The following is a 15,327-nucleotide window of genomic DNA, read 5'->3' as shown; positions in this document are numbered from 1 at the left end:
CCCGGGCGTCGTGCCTAGAGCTCCTGGATCCGGATGTCCCGGTAGGAGATCACGTCCGAGGTGCTGTGGACCTGGAGACCGATGTAGCCGGAGGCGTACCGCCGGCCGTCGGTGCCCGGGTCGTCGCCCCGCGGCGGCTCGAAGACCTGACCGCCGATGTTGTCGAACTCGTTGAGCAGGACACCGTTGCGGTAGATCGAGTAGTGCTGGTCCACCACCCGGATCTCGTAGTCGTTCCAGGTGCCCTTGGGCGTGACCCCGGCGCCGCCGAGACCCACCCGGTCGAATCCGTACACCGAACCGGTCTTGTACATGTCGCCGTCCGGCCGGTCGTTGATCTGGATCTCATGGCCGTACTTGATGGCGACCCACTCCGGATTCGGCTCCTCCGGGTTGTCGTGGACGTTCGGGAACCGCACGAACACACCGCCGTTGGCGTTGCCCGCGCCCGGGGCGTCGTCCCGGAACTGGAGCTTCAGCGAGAAGTCCCCGTACTGGCGGCCCGGGAACCACAGCATGCCCATGCCGTCCACCGTGGTGGAGCTGTTGAGCGAGCCGTCCTCCTCGTTCAGCGAGAACTGCCCGCCGCCGACCTGCTGCCACTTGGCGAACGAGGCCGCCGTGCCGTCGAAGAGCTTGTGGTAGCCCTCGTCCTGGCCCGGCTTGCCGACCCCCGACTGCTTGGCCGCCTTGTAGATCTTCTTGACCTCGCGGGCGTCGACCACCCCGGCGGTGAGCAGCTGGTCGAGGACCTTGTCGACGTGCTTGAGGAACAGCGCGTGCGACGACCAGTCCTTCTCGTCCTCGATCAGCTCGTTGATCGTGCAGCGGTTGCCGGTGATCCGGTTGGGGACCCCGGTGTCGACGGTGCCCACGATGACGGTGAGCCGTACGTCGAACTCCGGGCAGTTCGGCGCCGGCACGCCGCCGCTCTGTGCGACGGTGAACGACGTCTTCTTCGCCTCGGAGGTGTTGCCCGCCTTGTCCGTGGCCCGGTGGGCGACGGAGTGGTAGCCGACGCGGTCGACGATGACGGTGTCGGTGTACGCGAGGTACGGACCGCCGTCCAGCGAGTACTCGACCTTGTCGACGCCCGTGTCGGCGTCGGTCGCGGTGACCGTCACCTTGGCGCTGGTGAGGTAGGCGCCGTCGGAGTTCTTGTCGCCCGCGACCTTCGCGGAGGTCTCCGGCGGTGTGGTGTCCTTCGTCGGCGGCTCGACGACGGTGAACTCCACCGCCTTTTCGGCGGCGGCGTTGCCCGCCTTGTCGGTGGCGCGGTAGCGGACCTTCTGCGCCCCCACCTCGTGCACCATCACGGGACCGGTGTACGGCTGCCAGGCGCCGTCCGCGCCGACCGCGTACTCGATGGTGTTGACGCCGGACCCGGTGTCGGAGGCGGTCACGGTGACCGTCGCCATGCCCAGGTACTGCCCCTGGTCGTCCTTCTCACCGGACACGGTCGCGGAGGTCTCCGGGGCCGTGGTGTCGTCCGTCGGAGGGGCAGCGACGGTGAACTCCGCCGTCTTCTCGGCGGCGGCGTTGCCCGCCTTGTCGGTGGCGCGGTAGCGGATGACGTGCGCGCCTACCTCGTTCACGACGACGGGCGCGGTGTAGGGCTGCCAGGCGCCGTCGGCACCGACCGCGTACTCGACGGTGTCGACGCCCGAGCCCTCGTCGGTGGCCGCGACGGTGACCGTCGCGGAGCCGATGTAGGCGCCGTCGGCGTTCTTGTCGCCGTCGACCTTGGCCGAGGTCTCGGGTGCGGCGGTGTCCTCACCGCCGCCCCCGTCGGTCACGGTCAGGATGCCCTGCATCGCCTCGTGCCCAGGCATCGTGCAGTGGTAGAAGTACCGGCCGGGGGTGAGCGTGACCTCCGCCGTCTGCTTGCCGCCCTTGTCGTCGCCCGGGTTGGCCAGCAGGTTCAGGGGGACGTCGTTGTTGAACTCCGGGTCCGAGACGCTGAAGGTCAGCGTGTGCGGCATCCCGCTGGTGTTCCCGGTCCCCTCACTGTTCTCGAAGACGATGGTCGCCTTGCCGGCCACCGCCGTCTTCGGTGCGGACAGGTAGTGGTCGATGGGGTTGCCGGCCGTCCAGGTGAGCACCTGGTCGGCGGCCGCCGCGCCGGCCGGGGCGACGGTCCGCCCGTAGGCCGCCGTCGAGGTCAGTCCCAGCACCATGAGGAACGACCCCAGCAGGGCGAGCCACAGCCGGGCGGGCCGTGACCGCCTTCGGAAGTAGATCGAACGGTGTCTCACTTCACTGCCGCCTTCCTGGCCAGATCCTTGGCGGCCGGGGTCGCTGCGCCGCCCTTGTACGTCACGCGCCACAGCGCGGACTTGGAGTCGGAGGTGAAGAAGCCGCGCCCGTAGTCCAGGACGTACAGCGAACCGTCCGGGGCGAACTTCCAGTCCATCAGGTTGCGGATGCCGGTTGCGCCGACCGGGATGATCTCCTTGAGGGACTCGGCGTGCGTGGGCAGCCCGCCCTTACCGACCGTCTTCGGGTCGGTGAGCACGGCGTGCCTGGGCTGGGTGTCGTCGTAGAAGTCACCGACGAACCACTTGCCGTCCCAGTAGGACGGCCACTTGTCGGCGCCGGCCTTCTCGTCGTACCGGTAGACCGGGCCGTTCATCGTGGCCTGGCCGCCACCCTTGAGCCAGGGCAGGAGTTCCTTCTGGTCCTCCACCTTGTAGCTCGGGATGCCGTTCTCGTCGCGCGGGTAGTCCACGCCGCCGCCCTGCGGCGAGTACCAGATGTTGTTCGCGGTGACCGGCGGCAGGTTCACCAGGCCGTCGTTGTTGGGCGACTCGTTCTTGGGGTGGTCGCAGTCGTACCAGCCGAGCGGCTTGCTCGGATCGGGCAGATTGCGGTCCCGGTAGGGCTGCTTGTTGCCCATGCAGTACGGCCAGCCGCGGTTGCCCGCCTGGGTGATCGCGGCGAACGTGTCGTACTTGGCGGGGCCCCAGGTGGTGCTCGGCTCGCCCGCGTCGGGGCCGACCCAGCCCGCGTACAGCGTGTCGGTCGACTTGTCGACGGAGATCCGGGCCGGGTTGCGCACACCCATCACGTAGATCTCGCCCCGGGTCTTGCCACCGCCCTCGTCGGTCTCCTTGCCGGTGAACAGGTTGCCCTGGGGCAGGGTGTAGGTGCCGTCGTCCTCGGGGTGGATCCGAAGGATCTTGCCGTTGAGGTTGTTCGTGTTGCCCGCGGTGCGCCGGGCATCGGCGAACGAGACGCCCTTGTAGTTCGGCTCCGGGTTGTTGCCCGAGTAACCGTCGCTGAACTGGGAGGAGTTGTTGTCACCGGCCGCGATGTACAGGTTGCCCTTGGAGTCCCAGGCCATGCCGCCGCCCGCGTGGCAGCAGCTGTGGATCTGGACCGGCCAGTGCAGCAGCACCTTCTCCGAGGAGAGGTCCAGTTTGTTCGTGGCCAGGTCCATGGTGAACCGGGAGACCTGGCGGACCGCCATCTGCTTGTCGCGGTCGATCTTGTCGTGGGGTGTGTAGTGCAGGTACACCCAGCCGTTCTTCTCGAAGTCCGGGTCGAGCTCGATGCCGAGCAGCCCCTCCTCGACCTTGACCAGCTCGTCGCCGCCGCCCTTGTTGCCGAAGACCGTCAGCTCTCCCGCGAGGGTGACCTTCTTCGTCTTCGGGTCGTAGACGTGGATCTGGCCCAGACCCTTGCCGACGTTCGGGTCCTTCCAGTCGGTGACGACCGGAACGCTGCTGTCGGCGCCGCCGCGGCCGATGTACAGCACGCGCCCGTCGGGTGCGGTCACCAGACCGTGCGGCTCGCCGATCTGGTCGTTCTTCCCGGGCTGGTTGGGCTGGGTGACGCGCTCCGCCTTGTAGTTGGAGGTGATCGTCGCCTTGCAGTCGGCCTGCGAGATCCGGGTCGTCCAGTCGAGCGCGCCGCGCAGGTGGTCGCGGAAGTCGGCCTCCGCGAAGCTGTCGACCGTACCGCCCATCGCGGTGTAGAAGGACCGGCCGCCGTCGTAGTCACGGCACCAGGAGACCGGGTGGTCCCAGCCGTTGGCGCTCGCCCCCGGCTTGTAGGTGATCTCCCGGACGCGTGCCACGGTGTGCACGTCGCCGGACGGGTTCTCCTTCCAGTTCAGCCACTTGTCGGGACGCTTCCACTCCAGCGGGAGGTTCTTGGTCGCCGGGTGCTGCCGGTCCCCGATCTCCACCGTCGCGCGCTGTACGGCGGTGGGGCTGTCGGCCGCCGGACGGGCACCGACCAGTCCGGTGAACCAGTCCGAGTACGGCTCGGTGCGCGCCGCGTCGTGGATGCCGAGGAAGCCGCCGCCGGCCTCCATGTACGCCTCCAGACCGGCCTCCTGCTCCGGGTCCAGGACATCGCCGCCGCCCGTCAGGAAGACGACGGCGTTGTACTTGCCGAGCTGTTTGCCGTTGGTGAAGACGGCTGGGTCGTCACTGGCCACGGTCTTGAAGCGGCCCGCCTCCGGCCCGGTGAGCCCGATCTTCTCGATCGCCGAGATACCGGCGTCGACCGTCGGGGACTCATCGGACGCGGAGGCGTGGAAGACCAGCACCTTCACGTTAGCGCCGCCGGGCGGCGTAGGCAGGGACAACGTTGTCGCCATGGACTCGTGCGGTCCGGGATACGGCCTGGCACTGGCGGCATTGCCGCCGAGCAGGGATGCGGTCAGTGCGCCGGCCGCTACGGCCGCCGCAAGTCCGCGTCGCGATCTGGACCTGTGATGTGGTGTGCGCTGCATGTGGTCACCCACCCCTCTTTGGTCACTGCAACAGCGCATGAAGCTAGACCTCTTTTCGCGACTCGCCAATAGCTATGGCAGCAATCGCACGAACTTTGTCCTTAGTGTGGATAAACGAAGATCCCCGGGCTACGGTATGGCCCGTCCCCGAGGACCACCCGTGCCCGGCGGCGTTGACCGCCATGACCTGCGTACCTCTGCGCCGCGCGCCGCAGTTGCCTTGGGTTTCTCCGCAACACCCGTCTGAAAGTGGGGAGTTCGACATGGATCGACGTAGCTTCAACCGGCGGATTCTGATGGGCGGCGGGGTGGCGGCGGCAACCGGGGTGACATCGTTGTCCCTCGGTGCGATCGAGGCCACCTCCGCCGAGAACCCGCCCCGGACGGCCCCGGCGGGAGGCGTGGTCCGCCACCTCAAGATGTACGCGGAGAAGCTGCCGGACGGACAGATGGGGTACGGCTTCGAGAAGGGCAAGGCCTCGATCCCCGGCCCGCTCATCGAGATCAACGAGGGCGACACCCTGCACATCGAGTTCGAGAACACGATGGACGTGGCGGCCAGTCTCCACGCGCACGGCGTCGACTACGACATCGCGAGCGACGGCACCCGGATGAACAAGAGCATCGTCGAACCCGGCGAGACCCGGACCTACACCTGGCGCACCCATGCCCCGGGCCGCAGGAAGGACGGCACCTGGCAGGCGGGCAGTGCGGGCTACTGGCACTACCACGACCACGTCGTCGGCACCGATCACGGCACGGGCGGCATCCGCAAGGGGCTGTACGGGCCGGTGATCGTCCGCCGCAAGGGCGACATCCTGCCGGACAAGACGATCACCATCGTCTTCAACGACATGCTGATCAACAACAAGCCCGCCGACCAGAGCCCCGACTTCGAGACCACGGTGGGGGACCGGCTCGAAGTCGTCATGATCACGCACGGCGAGTACTACCACACCTTCCATGTCCACGGTCACCGCTGGGCGGACAACCGGACGGGCATGCTCACCGGCCCCGACGACCCGACCCGGGTCATCGACACGAAGATCGTCGGACCGGCCGACTCGTTCGGCTTCCAGGTCATCGCCGGTGAACACGTGGGCGCGGGTGCCTGGATGTACCACTGCCATGTGCAGAGCCACTCCGACATGGGCATGGCCGGGATGCTGCTGGTCGCCAAGGCCGACGGGACGGTGCCGGGCCACGAGGCGCACTCGATGTCCTCGCACGCCGCGAAGTCACCGGATGCCAAGGCCTCTGGCGCCAAGTCACCGGACGCCAAGTCACCCGACGCCAAGACCTCTGATGCCAAGAGCTCGGACAAGGCGGCGGCGCACGACGGCCACTGACGGGTGAGGGGCCGCGCCCGCCGCTCCTGGACCGGCGGGAACCGCTCAGGACAGGGCGGTCGGCCGGCGTGGGGGCGGGACGGCCCGGAGCAGTTTCCACAGCGGGCGGGAGCCGGACGCCCACGCCGCGAGGGTGTGCCGGTCCACGACGTGCAGCCGCTGCTGTTCGGCGAAGACCACAGCGGGTGCGGTGACCCTGCCGTTCGTCACGATCACCGCGATGTCGGCTCCGTGCACCTGGCGGGCGGTGCCGTTGAGGACCTGGAGATCCGGTGTCCCCACCGCGGAGCCGGCCAGACCGGCGCGCCGGTGTTTGCACTGGATCACCCAGCGGCGCCCAAAGGGGTCGGTGGCCTTCACGTCGGCGCCGAGGTCCCCGCCGCCGCCCACCCGGAGCGCGTCCTGGCAGCCGTCGCGGCGCATCAGGTCCCGTACGGCGTCCTCGAAACGGGTGTGGTGCAGGGCATCCAGCTGGGACAGCTCGTACCGCAGGCCCTGCGCGCGGACCGCTTCCCACCGCGCGTGCTGCCGCCTCCGGTGGAGCAGCCCGCCGCCGGCCAGTGCCGCAGCCGCGCCGATGGCGATCAGGATCCACCAGTGGACCAGCAGCCAGTTGACCAGGGCCATTGCGAGGACGACGGCCAGGACGGCCGCCAGGAGGCGGCCGAGCATCCGGTCGTCCGCGCGCCGGCGCCGCATGCCGCTCGTGCTGCGGGTACGGCGCCGCGCCGGCGGACGCCTGGCCGGTCGACGTGCCGCCCGGCCCCTGCGCACCGGGCGGCTCATCGGCCCGACTGCGTAACGCCGTTCGCGAGCCGGCTCCGGGCCTCGGTACGCCGGCGCAGCCGGACGAAGACGATGACCGCGAGCAGCACAGCCACATTGATCGTCAGCAACTGCCGGACCTCCCACCAGAACACGGCCTGTACCGAAGAGGGCAGCGGACATCGGCCCCGGCCCTCTTGTCTAGCCGTGACTCGGCGGCGTCGTGACCGAGTTGCCGGTAAATGGCAGTAAAACGATCCTCTGGCCGAATGCCGCAGGAGAACGTTCTTGCGGATGCTTTGTGCGTCGCGGGGAGCCGTCAGACACCGGCTCCCGAGGCCGGGCTCCCGATGTCCGTGCCCGTGCCGGTGTCCGCTTTCGGCCTCGCCTCGGCGGCGAGGCGCTGCTGTTCCTCCTCGACGATGCGGCGGGCCAGCGATCCGTCCGACACGTCCACGGCGTCCGGTGTCGTCTCGGCGACGGTGCTGCGCCGTGCGTACGCGTCGAACAGCCGCTCCTTGCGGGCCAGGATGTCCAGCATGCGTTCGTCGACGCTGTCCGCCACGAGCAGCCGGTGCACCTGGACCGTGCGTATCTGGCCCATCCGGTGGGCGCGGGCCACCGCCTGGTGCTCCATCGTCGGCTTGATCTGCGGCTCGCAGAGAATGACGACCGAGGCGGCCTGCATGTTGAGCCCGATCCCGCCGGCCTGGATCTGGCTCAGCAGCACCGCGTGGCCGTCCGCCGCCGTGAAGGCGTCGATCAGCTCCTGGCGCCGGGCGGCCGGCACGCTGCCCGACAACGGGCCGAACACATCGCCGTCCAGAGCCTGGCGGACCGTCTCCAGCACCTCGCGGAAGTACGAGAACACCACGACCTTCAGGCCGTTGCCCGAGGCCTCCGCGACCAGTTCGCGCAACCGGTTCAGTTTCGCCGAGGTGGCCGGAGCGGCGTACGCGGCCCGGCGCATCCGCATGAACTGCCCGGCGCCCACCGCCTCGTGGTAGGCCAGCAGATCGGCCGGGCTGAACTCCTCCCACTCGTCGACCTGGACCAGCGCCGGGAGTTCGGTGAGGACGTCCTCCTGATTGCGGCGCAGATAGGCGGGTGCCACGGCCCGGCGGAAGGTCTGGGATCCGGCGGCGCCGTGGCTGGTGCTGATCAACGGGGCCAGTTCGGGCTGGAGCTGGCGGACGAGGCTGCGGAACTCCTCCACCCGGTTCTCCATCGGTGTGCCGGTGAGGAACAGCACCCGCTCGGTCCGCTGCGACCAGCCGGCGACCGCCCGGGAACGGCGGGTGGCGGGGTTCTTGACGTAGTGGGCCTCGTCGACCACGAGCATCCCGGGCCGCAGCCCGGTGCCGTCCGCGTCGGGGAGGGTGTGCAGGGCGTCGAACGTGGTGAGGGCGACCCCGCCGTCCGCACGCCACTGCGCGAACGCGTCCTGCCGCTCCGGACCGTGCACGGGCAGCACCCGCAACGTCGAGCGGGACCGGACCTCGCGGGCCCAGTTGATCAGCACGCTCGCCGGGCAGACCACCAGGAAGTGGGTCTCGCCCCGGGCCGCGAGATGGGCCAGCGCGGCGATGGCCTGCACGGTCTTGCCGAGCCCCATCTCGTCGCCGAGGATCACCCGCTTCTGCGCGAGCGCGAAGCGGGCCCCGAACGACTGGTAACCGCGCAGCGACACCCGCAGCCGCGCGTCGTCCAGCCGCAGCCCGCGCACCCGGTCCGCGATCCCGGAGGGCAGGAACCCCTCGGCCGCGTCCCGGTCGGGTCCGGTGCCGGACATCTCGGCGAGCAGGCTGTAGTACTCGGCGGAGCGCACCTCGAAGTCGACCCAGGCCGCGACCGCGGAGTCAGGGTCGCGCAGCAGGTCGACCGACACCTGCCCGAACAGCAGCGGGAGCTCCCGCTCCGCCGCCTCGGCCGTCACGGCCCGGACCTCCGCGAGGGCGGCCAGCGCCTGCGCCCGTGCCGGCCGCCGGGCGAAGAGCATCCGCAGCCGCCCCCTGGCCGGGGCCGCCGCGGCCAGCAGCGGATCCAGCCGCTCGGCCAGGCCGCGGGCCCCGTCCACCGCCCGCCGCACGTCCGGCCCCGCCTCGACCAGCCGGTACAACGCGGTGACCAGAGCGGTCGTGGCGTCGTCCGGGGACTCCACGGCTATCCGCACCGTGACCGTGTCCCGTACGGCGTGCGCGATCCGGTTCGCCGCGGCGAGCGCCTGATCGGCGGTCTGCGCGCCGACGCCGGGGATCTGGCGGAGCTCGTACCGGTTCGCCCCGTGCACCTCGGCGACGTTCGTGAGACCGGCCTGCTCGAACGCGCCGACGCGCAGCCGGCCCTCGGTGACGTCCTTCAGCCTGGACACCGGGATGCCCGCCAGCTCTCCGCCGACGAGGGCGTCGAGCAGCGGGTCGAGCGCGGCCCGTACCGCGTCGACGGCGCGGGTGTGATCGGCCAGCACCCCGCGAGCCGCGTCCAGCAGCTGCTCGGCCCGCGCGAGCAGCTCCCGGGCGGCCCGCCCGGTCGGCACCCCGCCCTCGGCGGGCACGGCCTCAGTCATGTACGTCCCTCTGTCCCCGCGGGTCTCACCACCGCTCCCGGCAACCGGCCGGAGCGACTCGTATCGTCCCATGCGCGGCTGACAGCGCGGGAGGACGCGACGGCTCAGGGAGCGGGCGGCCGGCGCTGTGCCGGTGAGAGCAGCAGGACCTCCAGTGCGCGGGCGCAGGAGCGGGCCTGCGTCAGGAACCAGTCGGTGCGCCCCTCGGTGATCACGGAAGGGGTGGCCCGTACCGCCAGGGCGAACCGGGCGTGCCCGGCGCCGTCCAGCACGGGCACCGCCAGGGTGCGCACCCCATGGGCCGACTCCCCGTCGTTGAGGGCGTAGGTATCGGAGCGCACCCGGGCCAGCTCCGCCTCCAGGGCTGCCGGTTCGACGATGGTGCGGTCGGTGAACGCGGGCAGCGGGGGCAGTGAGAAGGGGCCTCCCTCGCCGGGCCTCGCCCAGGCCAGCAGCACCTTGCCCAGCGCCGTGGAGTGCAGCGGCCGCCGCAGCCCCACCTTCGGCGTCACCGAACCGCCCGCGACGATCACCGCATGCGGTCCGCTGCGCAGCGCGAGGTCGGCGGTGGCGCCCGTGCGCTCGGCGAGATCCGCCAGCTCCGGAGCGGCCAGGTGCAGCCCCCGCTGGTGGTACGAGAGGCGGCCGAGCTCCGTCACGGCGGGCCCGAGCCGGTAGCGCGACGTTCGGGCGTCCTGCTCCAGGAAACCGGCGCCCAGCAGGGTGCGGGCCAGCCGGTGGGCCGTGGAGACCGACAGGGCCAGGCGCCGGGCGAGATCCGACGCGCTCAGGTCGGGGCCGTTGTCGTGGAAACAGTGCAGGACGTCCAGGGCGCGCTGTACCGCCTGCGCCCCGCCGGGAGCGCGTGCTGCGGCGGCCTCGGTCATGGGGGTTCACTCTCCGCTCGTGGGGGGTGCGGGGCCCGAGATTGCCACATTACGGGAGGCGGGAAGGCATGAAACCTCCCTGGGAAACACTGCGTTCACGCCCGGTCCCACATCATGGGAAGCGAGTTGTGGGCCGGATCCGGTCCGTGGCAGGCTTCGGCCCGTCACCACCGACGAGCCGAAGGGAGCAGTGCCGTGGCCGACAGCCGAACCGCGCCCCACGCCCACGCCGCTCCGGTCCCGCTCGCCCTCACGCTGCGCCGTCACATAGACCTGGCCCGCGTGTCCAGCGCCGCCTGTCGCTGACCTCCCCGTCTTCTTCTCCGCCCCCGCGTCACTCCGCCGCGGCACGGGCCGCTGCGGTACGCGCTGCCCGGACCGGGGACGTACGCGCCATGCCCATGGCCCCCGTTTCACGCCCCCGTCTCACCGCCCCGTTTCACCGATCCTCGGGAAGACTCCATGACGCACGCCGTCCTGCCCCGGACGCTCTGGTTCACCCGCTGTCCCGTACCCACCGCCACCGGCATCGCCGCCGACCGGCAATGGCTCACCGACGAGTTCGCCGCCGACGGCATCACCGTCCGCTCCCTCCAGGACGCAGCCCCGGACGCCGACCGTGCCGCGCACTACACCCACTCCCTGCCCGGCCTCTTCCGGGAGGGCGGCAACGTTCCCGCGCTGTGGGCCCGTTCGCGTGGCGAGCGGACCCGGCTGGTCGGGCTCACCTGGATCGAGGAACGGCAGACCGTCCTGGTCGCACCCGGTTCCGGAATCCGGGGCGCCGGCGCACTGCGCGGGCTGCGCCTCGCCCTGCCCGAGCACGACATCGCCATCGACTTCTGGCGCGCCATGGCGCTGCGCGGCTTCGAGGGCGCGCTCGCCTCGGCCGGTCTGGGGCTCGACGAAGCGGTGCTCGTCGATGTGCCGGCCGCCGGGCACGACGGACAGTGGGCGGCCGAACTGGCCGCGCTGCGGCGCGGTGACGTCGACGCGGTGTACGTGAAGGGCGCGCTGGCCGTCGAGGCTGCCCGCCGGGCCGGCGCCGAGGTGGCCGTCGAGCTCGACGAACTGCCCGACCGCCGGTTCCGGGTCAACAACGGCACCCCGCGCCCCATCACCGTCCACCAGCAGCTGCTCGACGACCATCCCGACCTCGTCGACCGCTTCCTCGCCGTGCTGCTGAGGGCCGCCGACTGGGCCGCCGGACAGCCCGCCGAGGTCGACCGCATCCTCGGCGCGGAGACCGGGGCGGGAGCCGACGGCGTCGCCGGCGCCTACCGGCCCGGCACCCACCTCAGCCTCCACCCCGACCTGTCGGCCGAACGCCTCGCCCTGCTCGCCGCGCAGGAGGCCGGCCTGCGCGCCCACGGATTCCTGCCCGAGCCCGTCGACATCGCGGCCTGGGCCGACCACGGGCCGCTGCGGCGCGCGACCGAGTCCGCCCGCCGCACTTCCGCCCGATGAGTCCTACGAGACCCATGAACACCGGAGAACCCCTCATCATGAATCTCCCCCGATCGCTGCGCACGGCCGTCCGGCCGGCGCTCCTCACCGCCACCGCGCTCCTGGCCCTCACCGCCTGCGGGACCTCCGGGGCGGACAGCGCCGGCCGGACTTCCGGCAGCAGCGCCACCGTGTCCGTCCGCATTCCCGACCCCGGCAACTCGGGCGTCCTCGCACGCGGCAAGAAGGACGGCAGCCTCGACAGGGCCCTGTCCGCGGTGGGCGCCAAGGTGCAATGGACCGGCAGCGCGGGCCCCTTCGCCCCCGCCGCCCAGGCGATGAACGCCGACCAGCTGGACATCGCCACCGGCTCCATCACCTCCGGCATCACCTCGCTCGCCCAGCGTCCCGGCTTCAAGTTCTTCACCGCCGTCGCCCCGGACGCGGCGGGCGAGGGCATCCTCGTCAGGAGCGGCTCGAAGATCGGCTCGGTCGCGGATCTGGTCGGCAAGAAGGTCGCCGTCAACCAGGGCGGCACCGGTGAGTACCTGCTGCTGAAGGCCCTCGCCAAGGCCGGCATCCCGGCGGACAAGGTCACCCGGGTCTACCTCCGCCCCGACCAGACCGCGGCGGTCTTCAACGCGGGCAAGGTCGACGCCTGGGCCGTCTGGGCCACCTACGCGGTCGCCGAGATCGGCAGCGGCAAGGCGCACTTCGTCGCCGACGGCGCGGCGATCGGCTCCGACAACTACAGCCTCAACGCCGTGCGGACGGACTTCGCCGCGCAGCACCCGAAGGTCGTGAAGGCCCTCTACCAGTACCTCCACGAGGCCAGCGCCAAGGAGAAGCGGGACCCGGCCGCCTACCTCAACGTCTTCACGGACGTCGGCCCCACCGCCGTCACCGGCAAGGCCAAGAAGGTGCAGACGGAGTTCACCGCCAAGGGCGGCACGGTCGAGCCCATCGGCGCCGACGACACGAAGCGCTTCCAGGACGTCGCCGCGTTCTACGCCGAGCAGAAGGTCACCAAGGACCGCGTCGATGTCGCCGCGCACCTGCTCGACATCGGGAAACTGACATGAGCGGCCTCAGCGCCGCGCCGCACGCCACCACCCCGCCCGCCGGGCTCGTCGTACCGCGCCCCCAGCTCCGCAGGGCCCGGGGCAGGGGCTACGCACTCGCCGTCCGCGCCATCGGACCGGTGGCCCTGCTCGCCCTGTGGTGGGTGGCCTCAGCGACCGGACTCCTCACCCCCGACGTACTGGCATCACCCGGTGAAGTACTGCGGGCAGTAGGCGAGTTGTGGGGCAACGGGCAGCTCCCGGACGCCCTCACCACCTCCCTCACCCGCTCCGGACTCGGCCTGCTGATCGGGCTCGCCGCCGGGCTCACGCTCGGCATCACCACCGGCTTCACCCGGCTCGGCGACGAACTCCTCGACTCCTCGCTCCAGACCCTGCGCACCATTCCCTTCCTCTCCCTGGTGCCCCTGTTCATGGTCTGGTTCGGCATCAACGAGACGGCGAAGATCCTGCTCATCGCCGTCGCCACCACCTTCCCGATGTACGTGTCGACGTCGAGCGGGGTGCGCGACACCGACCCGAAACTCATCGAGGCCATGCGGAGCTTCGGCATGGGCCGCCTCGCACTCGTCCGCGAAGTGGTCCTGCCCGGCGCCCTGCCGTCCCTGCTCGCCGGGCTGCGGCTCTCCATGACCCTGAGCGTCATCGCGCTGATCGCCGCGGAGGAGATCAACGCCACGGCCGGCATCGGCTACCTGATGTCCCAGGCCCAGAGCTACGCCCGTACCGACATCCTCGCCGTCTGCATCCTGGTCTACGGGCTCCTCGGACTGGCCGCCGACATCCTCGTACGGCTGCTGGAGCGCGTACTGATGCCGTGGCGCACCCGACAGGGAGTGGCCCGATGACCGCCCGCACGACCCCCGTTCCGGCCGTACGGGTGCGGGGCCTGCGCCGCGTCTTCGGTGACCGGGCCGTCCTCGACGGGCTCCGACTCGACATCGCCCGGGGCGAGTTCGTCGCCCTGTTGGGCGCCAGCGGCAGCGGGAAGACGACGCTGCTGCGCATCCTGGGCGCCCTCGACGGGGCCGACGGGGGAGAGGTGTTCGTCCCGGAGGCCCGCACCGTCGTCTTCCAGGAACCCCGGCTCGTACCGTCCAAGAAGGTCCTGGCCAACGTGACGGTGGCGCTGCCGCGCAGCCGTTCGGCGGACGGGCTCCGGGCCCTGGCCGAGGTCGGTCTGGAACGCCACGCCGAGGCCTGGCCCGCCACCCTCTCGGGCGGTGAGGCTCAGCGTGTGGCCCTCGCCCGTGCCCTGGTCCGCGAACCCGAACTCCTGCTGCTCGATGAGCCCTTCGCCGCGCTGGACGCCCTGACCCGGCTGAAGATGCAGGACCTGGTCGGCGAGCTGTGCCGCCGGCACCGGCCCGCCGTCCTGCTGGTCACCCACGACGTCGACGAGGCCGTACGGCTGGCCGACCGGGTCGCCGTCCTGCGCGACGGGCGGCTCGTCACCGACGAGAGCGTCGACGTCGCCCGGCCGCGCGACCCCGGCGATCCGGCGTTCGCGGCCCTGCGCCGGCGACTGCTCGACGACCTCGGGGTCGAGACCGCCCCGAAGCCCACCCCAACCCCCGACCGTGCCGAAGCCGGAGTGATCTGAATGACCCTGACCATCGGTGTCCACAGCAGCAATCCGTCCCTCTACTTCCTGTACCACCTCTCCCGTCTGGGCTTCGCCCAGGAGGAGCTGGCCCCGCTGGGCGAGCGGGTCGTCTTCCACCCGTACACCAACGGCGTGCGTACCGGTGAACTCCTGACCAGCGGTGTCATCGACTTCGGCGGCACCGGATCGACCCCGCCGATCACCGCCCAGGCCGCCGGCCACGACCTCGTCTACACCGCGGTCTCCGCCCCCCGTCCCGAACACGGCGCGATCCTCGTCCCCGAGGACAGCCCCGTGCGCACGGTCGCCGGCCTCAAGGGGTCGACCGTGCACCTCGCGATCGGCTCCTGGCAGACCCATCTGATCGCCAAGGCCCTCGACGACGCTGGGCTCTCCTACGCCGACGACATCACCGCCGTCCGCAGCGGCGACGACAGCGAACGGTCGTTGCGGGCGGGGGAGATCGCCGCATGGGTCGCCCAGGGCGACCGGCTGGCCGCCGCCCGGCGCACCGGGGGCCTGCGGACCCTGATCCGTACCGGCGACGTCATCAGCGACCGCTCCGTCTTCTTCACCCGCAGGGACCTCGCGGAATCCAGGCCCGAGGTCATCGAGGCCCTGACCCGGGCGCTGCGGCGAGCCGACGACTGGGCGGCGGCCCACCCCCGGCAGGCCGCCGAGATCGCCGCCGCCGACCTCGGCGGATCGGCGGACGACTGGGAGACCGCGCTCGAATCCCTGCCCTGGACGATCGAACCGGTCACGGACGCGTTCATCACCGAGCAGCAGGAGGCCGCCGACATCTTCCACCGCACCGGCTTCATCGAGCGGCCGGTCACCGTCGGCGACGCCCGCGCCCGTGCTGCCGCCGAAAAGGCGGTATGA

Annotated in this window: 13 protein-coding genes; 7 read left to right on the top strand and 6 right to left on the bottom strand. The window is 71.2% G+C overall.

The genetic code is table 11. The features are described 5' to 3' along the window. Positions 1–14 precede the first annotated feature (14 nt). Both EDD93_RS36225 and EDD93_RS36220 read right to left on the bottom strand, forming a co-directional pair. A complete protein-coding gene (locus EDD93_RS36225; protein WP_123530698.1) occupies positions 15–2,255 on the bottom strand; it encodes an OmpL47-type beta-barrel domain-containing protein in 2,241 nt (746 codons plus the stop codon). After that, positions 2,252–4,741 carry a ThuA domain-containing protein gene (locus EDD93_RS36220; protein ID WP_123530696.1) on the bottom strand — a complete coding sequence of 830 codons (2,490 nt, stop codon included), beginning with the start codon at positions 4,739–4,741 and terminating at the stop codon, positions 2,252–2,254. Before EDD93_RS36220 ends, EDD93_RS36225 begins: the two co-directional genes overlap by 4 nt. Positions 4,742–5,004: 263 nt before the next feature. On the opposite strand from EDD93_RS36220, the gene EDD93_RS36215 reads away from it, so the two are divergent. Then, positions 5,005–6,090 (top strand): multicopper oxidase domain-containing protein, encoded by a 1,086-nt coding sequence (locus tag EDD93_RS36215; protein ID WP_123530694.1) that lies wholly within the window; start codon positions 5,005–5,007, stop codon positions 6,088–6,090. Positions 6,091–6,135: 45 nt separating this feature from the next. Here the strand turns inward: EDD93_RS36215 and EDD93_RS36210 are convergent, their stop codons facing one another. From EDD93_RS36210 to EDD93_RS36200, 4 genes are all read right to left on the bottom strand, one after another. Next, a complete protein-coding gene (locus tag EDD93_RS36210) occupies positions 6,136–6,789 on the bottom strand; it encodes a restriction endonuclease (RefSeq protein WP_260256106.1) in 654 nt (217 codons plus the stop codon). A gap of 83 nt (positions 6,790–6,872) precedes the next feature. Then, a complete protein-coding gene (locus EDD93_RS39830; protein WP_185092631.1) occupies positions 6,873–7,010 on the bottom strand; it encodes a hypothetical protein in 138 nt (45 codons plus the stop codon). 164 nt (positions 7,011–7,174) lie between these two features. After that, positions 7,175–9,421 carry a DEAD/DEAH box helicase gene (locus EDD93_RS36205; RefSeq protein ID WP_123530690.1) on the bottom strand — a complete coding sequence of 749 codons (2,247 nt, stop codon included), beginning with the start codon at positions 9,419–9,421 and terminating at the stop codon, positions 7,175–7,177. Between the two features lie 104 nt (positions 9,422–9,525). Beyond that, positions 9,526–10,308, bottom strand: a complete 783-nt coding sequence (locus EDD93_RS36200; RefSeq protein ID WP_123530689.1) for an IclR family transcriptional regulator — start codon at positions 10,306–10,308, stop codon at positions 9,526–9,528. Positions 10,309–10,503: 195 nt separating this feature from the next. Between EDD93_RS36200 and EDD93_RS40750 the strand changes: the two genes are divergently transcribed. From EDD93_RS40750 to EDD93_RS36175, 6 genes are all read left to right on the top strand, one after another. After that, positions 10,504–10,614 (top strand): putative leader peptide, encoded by a 111-nt coding sequence (locus tag EDD93_RS40750; RefSeq protein ID WP_311318354.1) that lies wholly within the window; start codon positions 10,504–10,506, stop codon positions 10,612–10,614. Positions 10,615–10,770: 156 nt separating this feature from the next. Next, positions 10,771–11,775 carry an ABC transporter substrate-binding protein gene (locus tag EDD93_RS36195; RefSeq protein ID WP_123530687.1) on the top strand — a complete coding sequence of 335 codons (1,005 nt, stop codon included), beginning with the start codon at positions 10,771–10,773 and terminating at the stop codon, positions 11,773–11,775. A 38-nt stretch (positions 11,776–11,813) separates the two neighbouring features. Then, entirely contained in the window at positions 11,814–12,836 is a 1,023-nt protein-coding gene (locus EDD93_RS36190; protein WP_123531636.1) for an NrtA/SsuA/CpmA family ABC transporter substrate-binding protein, read from the top strand. After that, positions 12,833–13,684 carry an ABC transporter permease gene (locus EDD93_RS36185; protein WP_123530685.1) on the top strand — a complete coding sequence of 284 codons (852 nt, stop codon included), beginning with the start codon at positions 12,833–12,835 and terminating at the stop codon, positions 13,682–13,684. The genes EDD93_RS36190 and EDD93_RS36185 overlap by 4 nt, the downstream gene beginning before the upstream one ends. Beyond that, the gene (locus EDD93_RS36180) at positions 13,681–14,439 is read left to right on the top strand and encodes an ABC transporter ATP-binding protein (protein WP_123530683.1); all 759 of its coding nucleotides are present in this window, start codon (positions 13,681–13,683) and stop codon (positions 14,437–14,439) included. The genes EDD93_RS36185 and EDD93_RS36180 overlap by 4 nt, the downstream gene beginning before the upstream one ends. Next, the gene (locus EDD93_RS36175) at positions 14,440–15,327 is read left to right on the top strand and encodes an ABC transporter substrate-binding protein (RefSeq protein WP_123530681.1); all 888 of its coding nucleotides are present in this window, start codon (positions 14,440–14,442) and stop codon (positions 15,325–15,327) included.

The organism is Streptomyces sp. 840.1 (genome assembly GCF_003751445.1).
Taxonomy (GTDB): domain Bacteria; phylum Actinomycetota; class Actinomycetes; order Streptomycetales; family Streptomycetaceae; genus Streptomyces.
Note: the sequence above shows the minus strand (reverse complement) of the source record. Positions and strands in the feature narration are given on the sequence as shown.

What these genes read in the sequence shown, in the direction of transcription:
- EDD93_RS36220 (WP_123530696.1), bottom strand. Translation starts at nt 4,741, where the DNA reads ATGCAGCGCACACCACATCACAGGTCCAGATCGCGACGCGGACTTGCG.
- EDD93_RS36215 (WP_123530694.1), top strand. Translation starts at nt 5,005, where the DNA reads ATGGATCGACGTAGCTTCAACCGGCGGATTCTGATGGGCGGCGGGGTG.
- EDD93_RS36210 (WP_260256106.1), bottom strand. Translation starts at nt 6,789, where the DNA reads ATGCGGCGCCGGCGCGCGGACGACCGGATGCTCGGCCGCCTCCTGGCG.
- EDD93_RS36205 (WP_123530690.1), bottom strand. Translation starts at nt 9,421, where the DNA reads ATGACTGAGGCCGTGCCCGCCGAGGGCGGGGTGCCGACCGGGCGGGCC.
- EDD93_RS36200 (WP_123530689.1), bottom strand. Translation starts at nt 10,308, where the DNA reads ATGACCGAGGCCGCCGCAGCACGCGCTCCCGGCGGGGCGCAGGCGGTA.
- EDD93_RS36195 (WP_123530687.1), top strand. Translation starts at nt 10,771, where the DNA reads ATGACGCACGCCGTCCTGCCCCGGACGCTCTGGTTCACCCGCTGTCCC.
- EDD93_RS36190 (WP_123531636.1), top strand. Translation starts at nt 11,814, where the DNA reads ATGAATCTCCCCCGATCGCTGCGCACGGCCGTCCGGCCGGCGCTCCTC.
- EDD93_RS36185 (WP_123530685.1), top strand. Translation starts at nt 12,833, where the DNA reads ATGAGCGGCCTCAGCGCCGCGCCGCACGCCACCACCCCGCCCGCCGGG.
- EDD93_RS36180 (WP_123530683.1), top strand. Translation starts at nt 13,681, where the DNA reads ATGACCGCCCGCACGACCCCCGTTCCGGCCGTACGGGTGCGGGGCCTG.
- EDD93_RS36175 (WP_123530681.1), top strand. Translation starts at nt 14,440, where the DNA reads ATGACCCTGACCATCGGTGTCCACAGCAGCAATCCGTCCCTCTACTTC.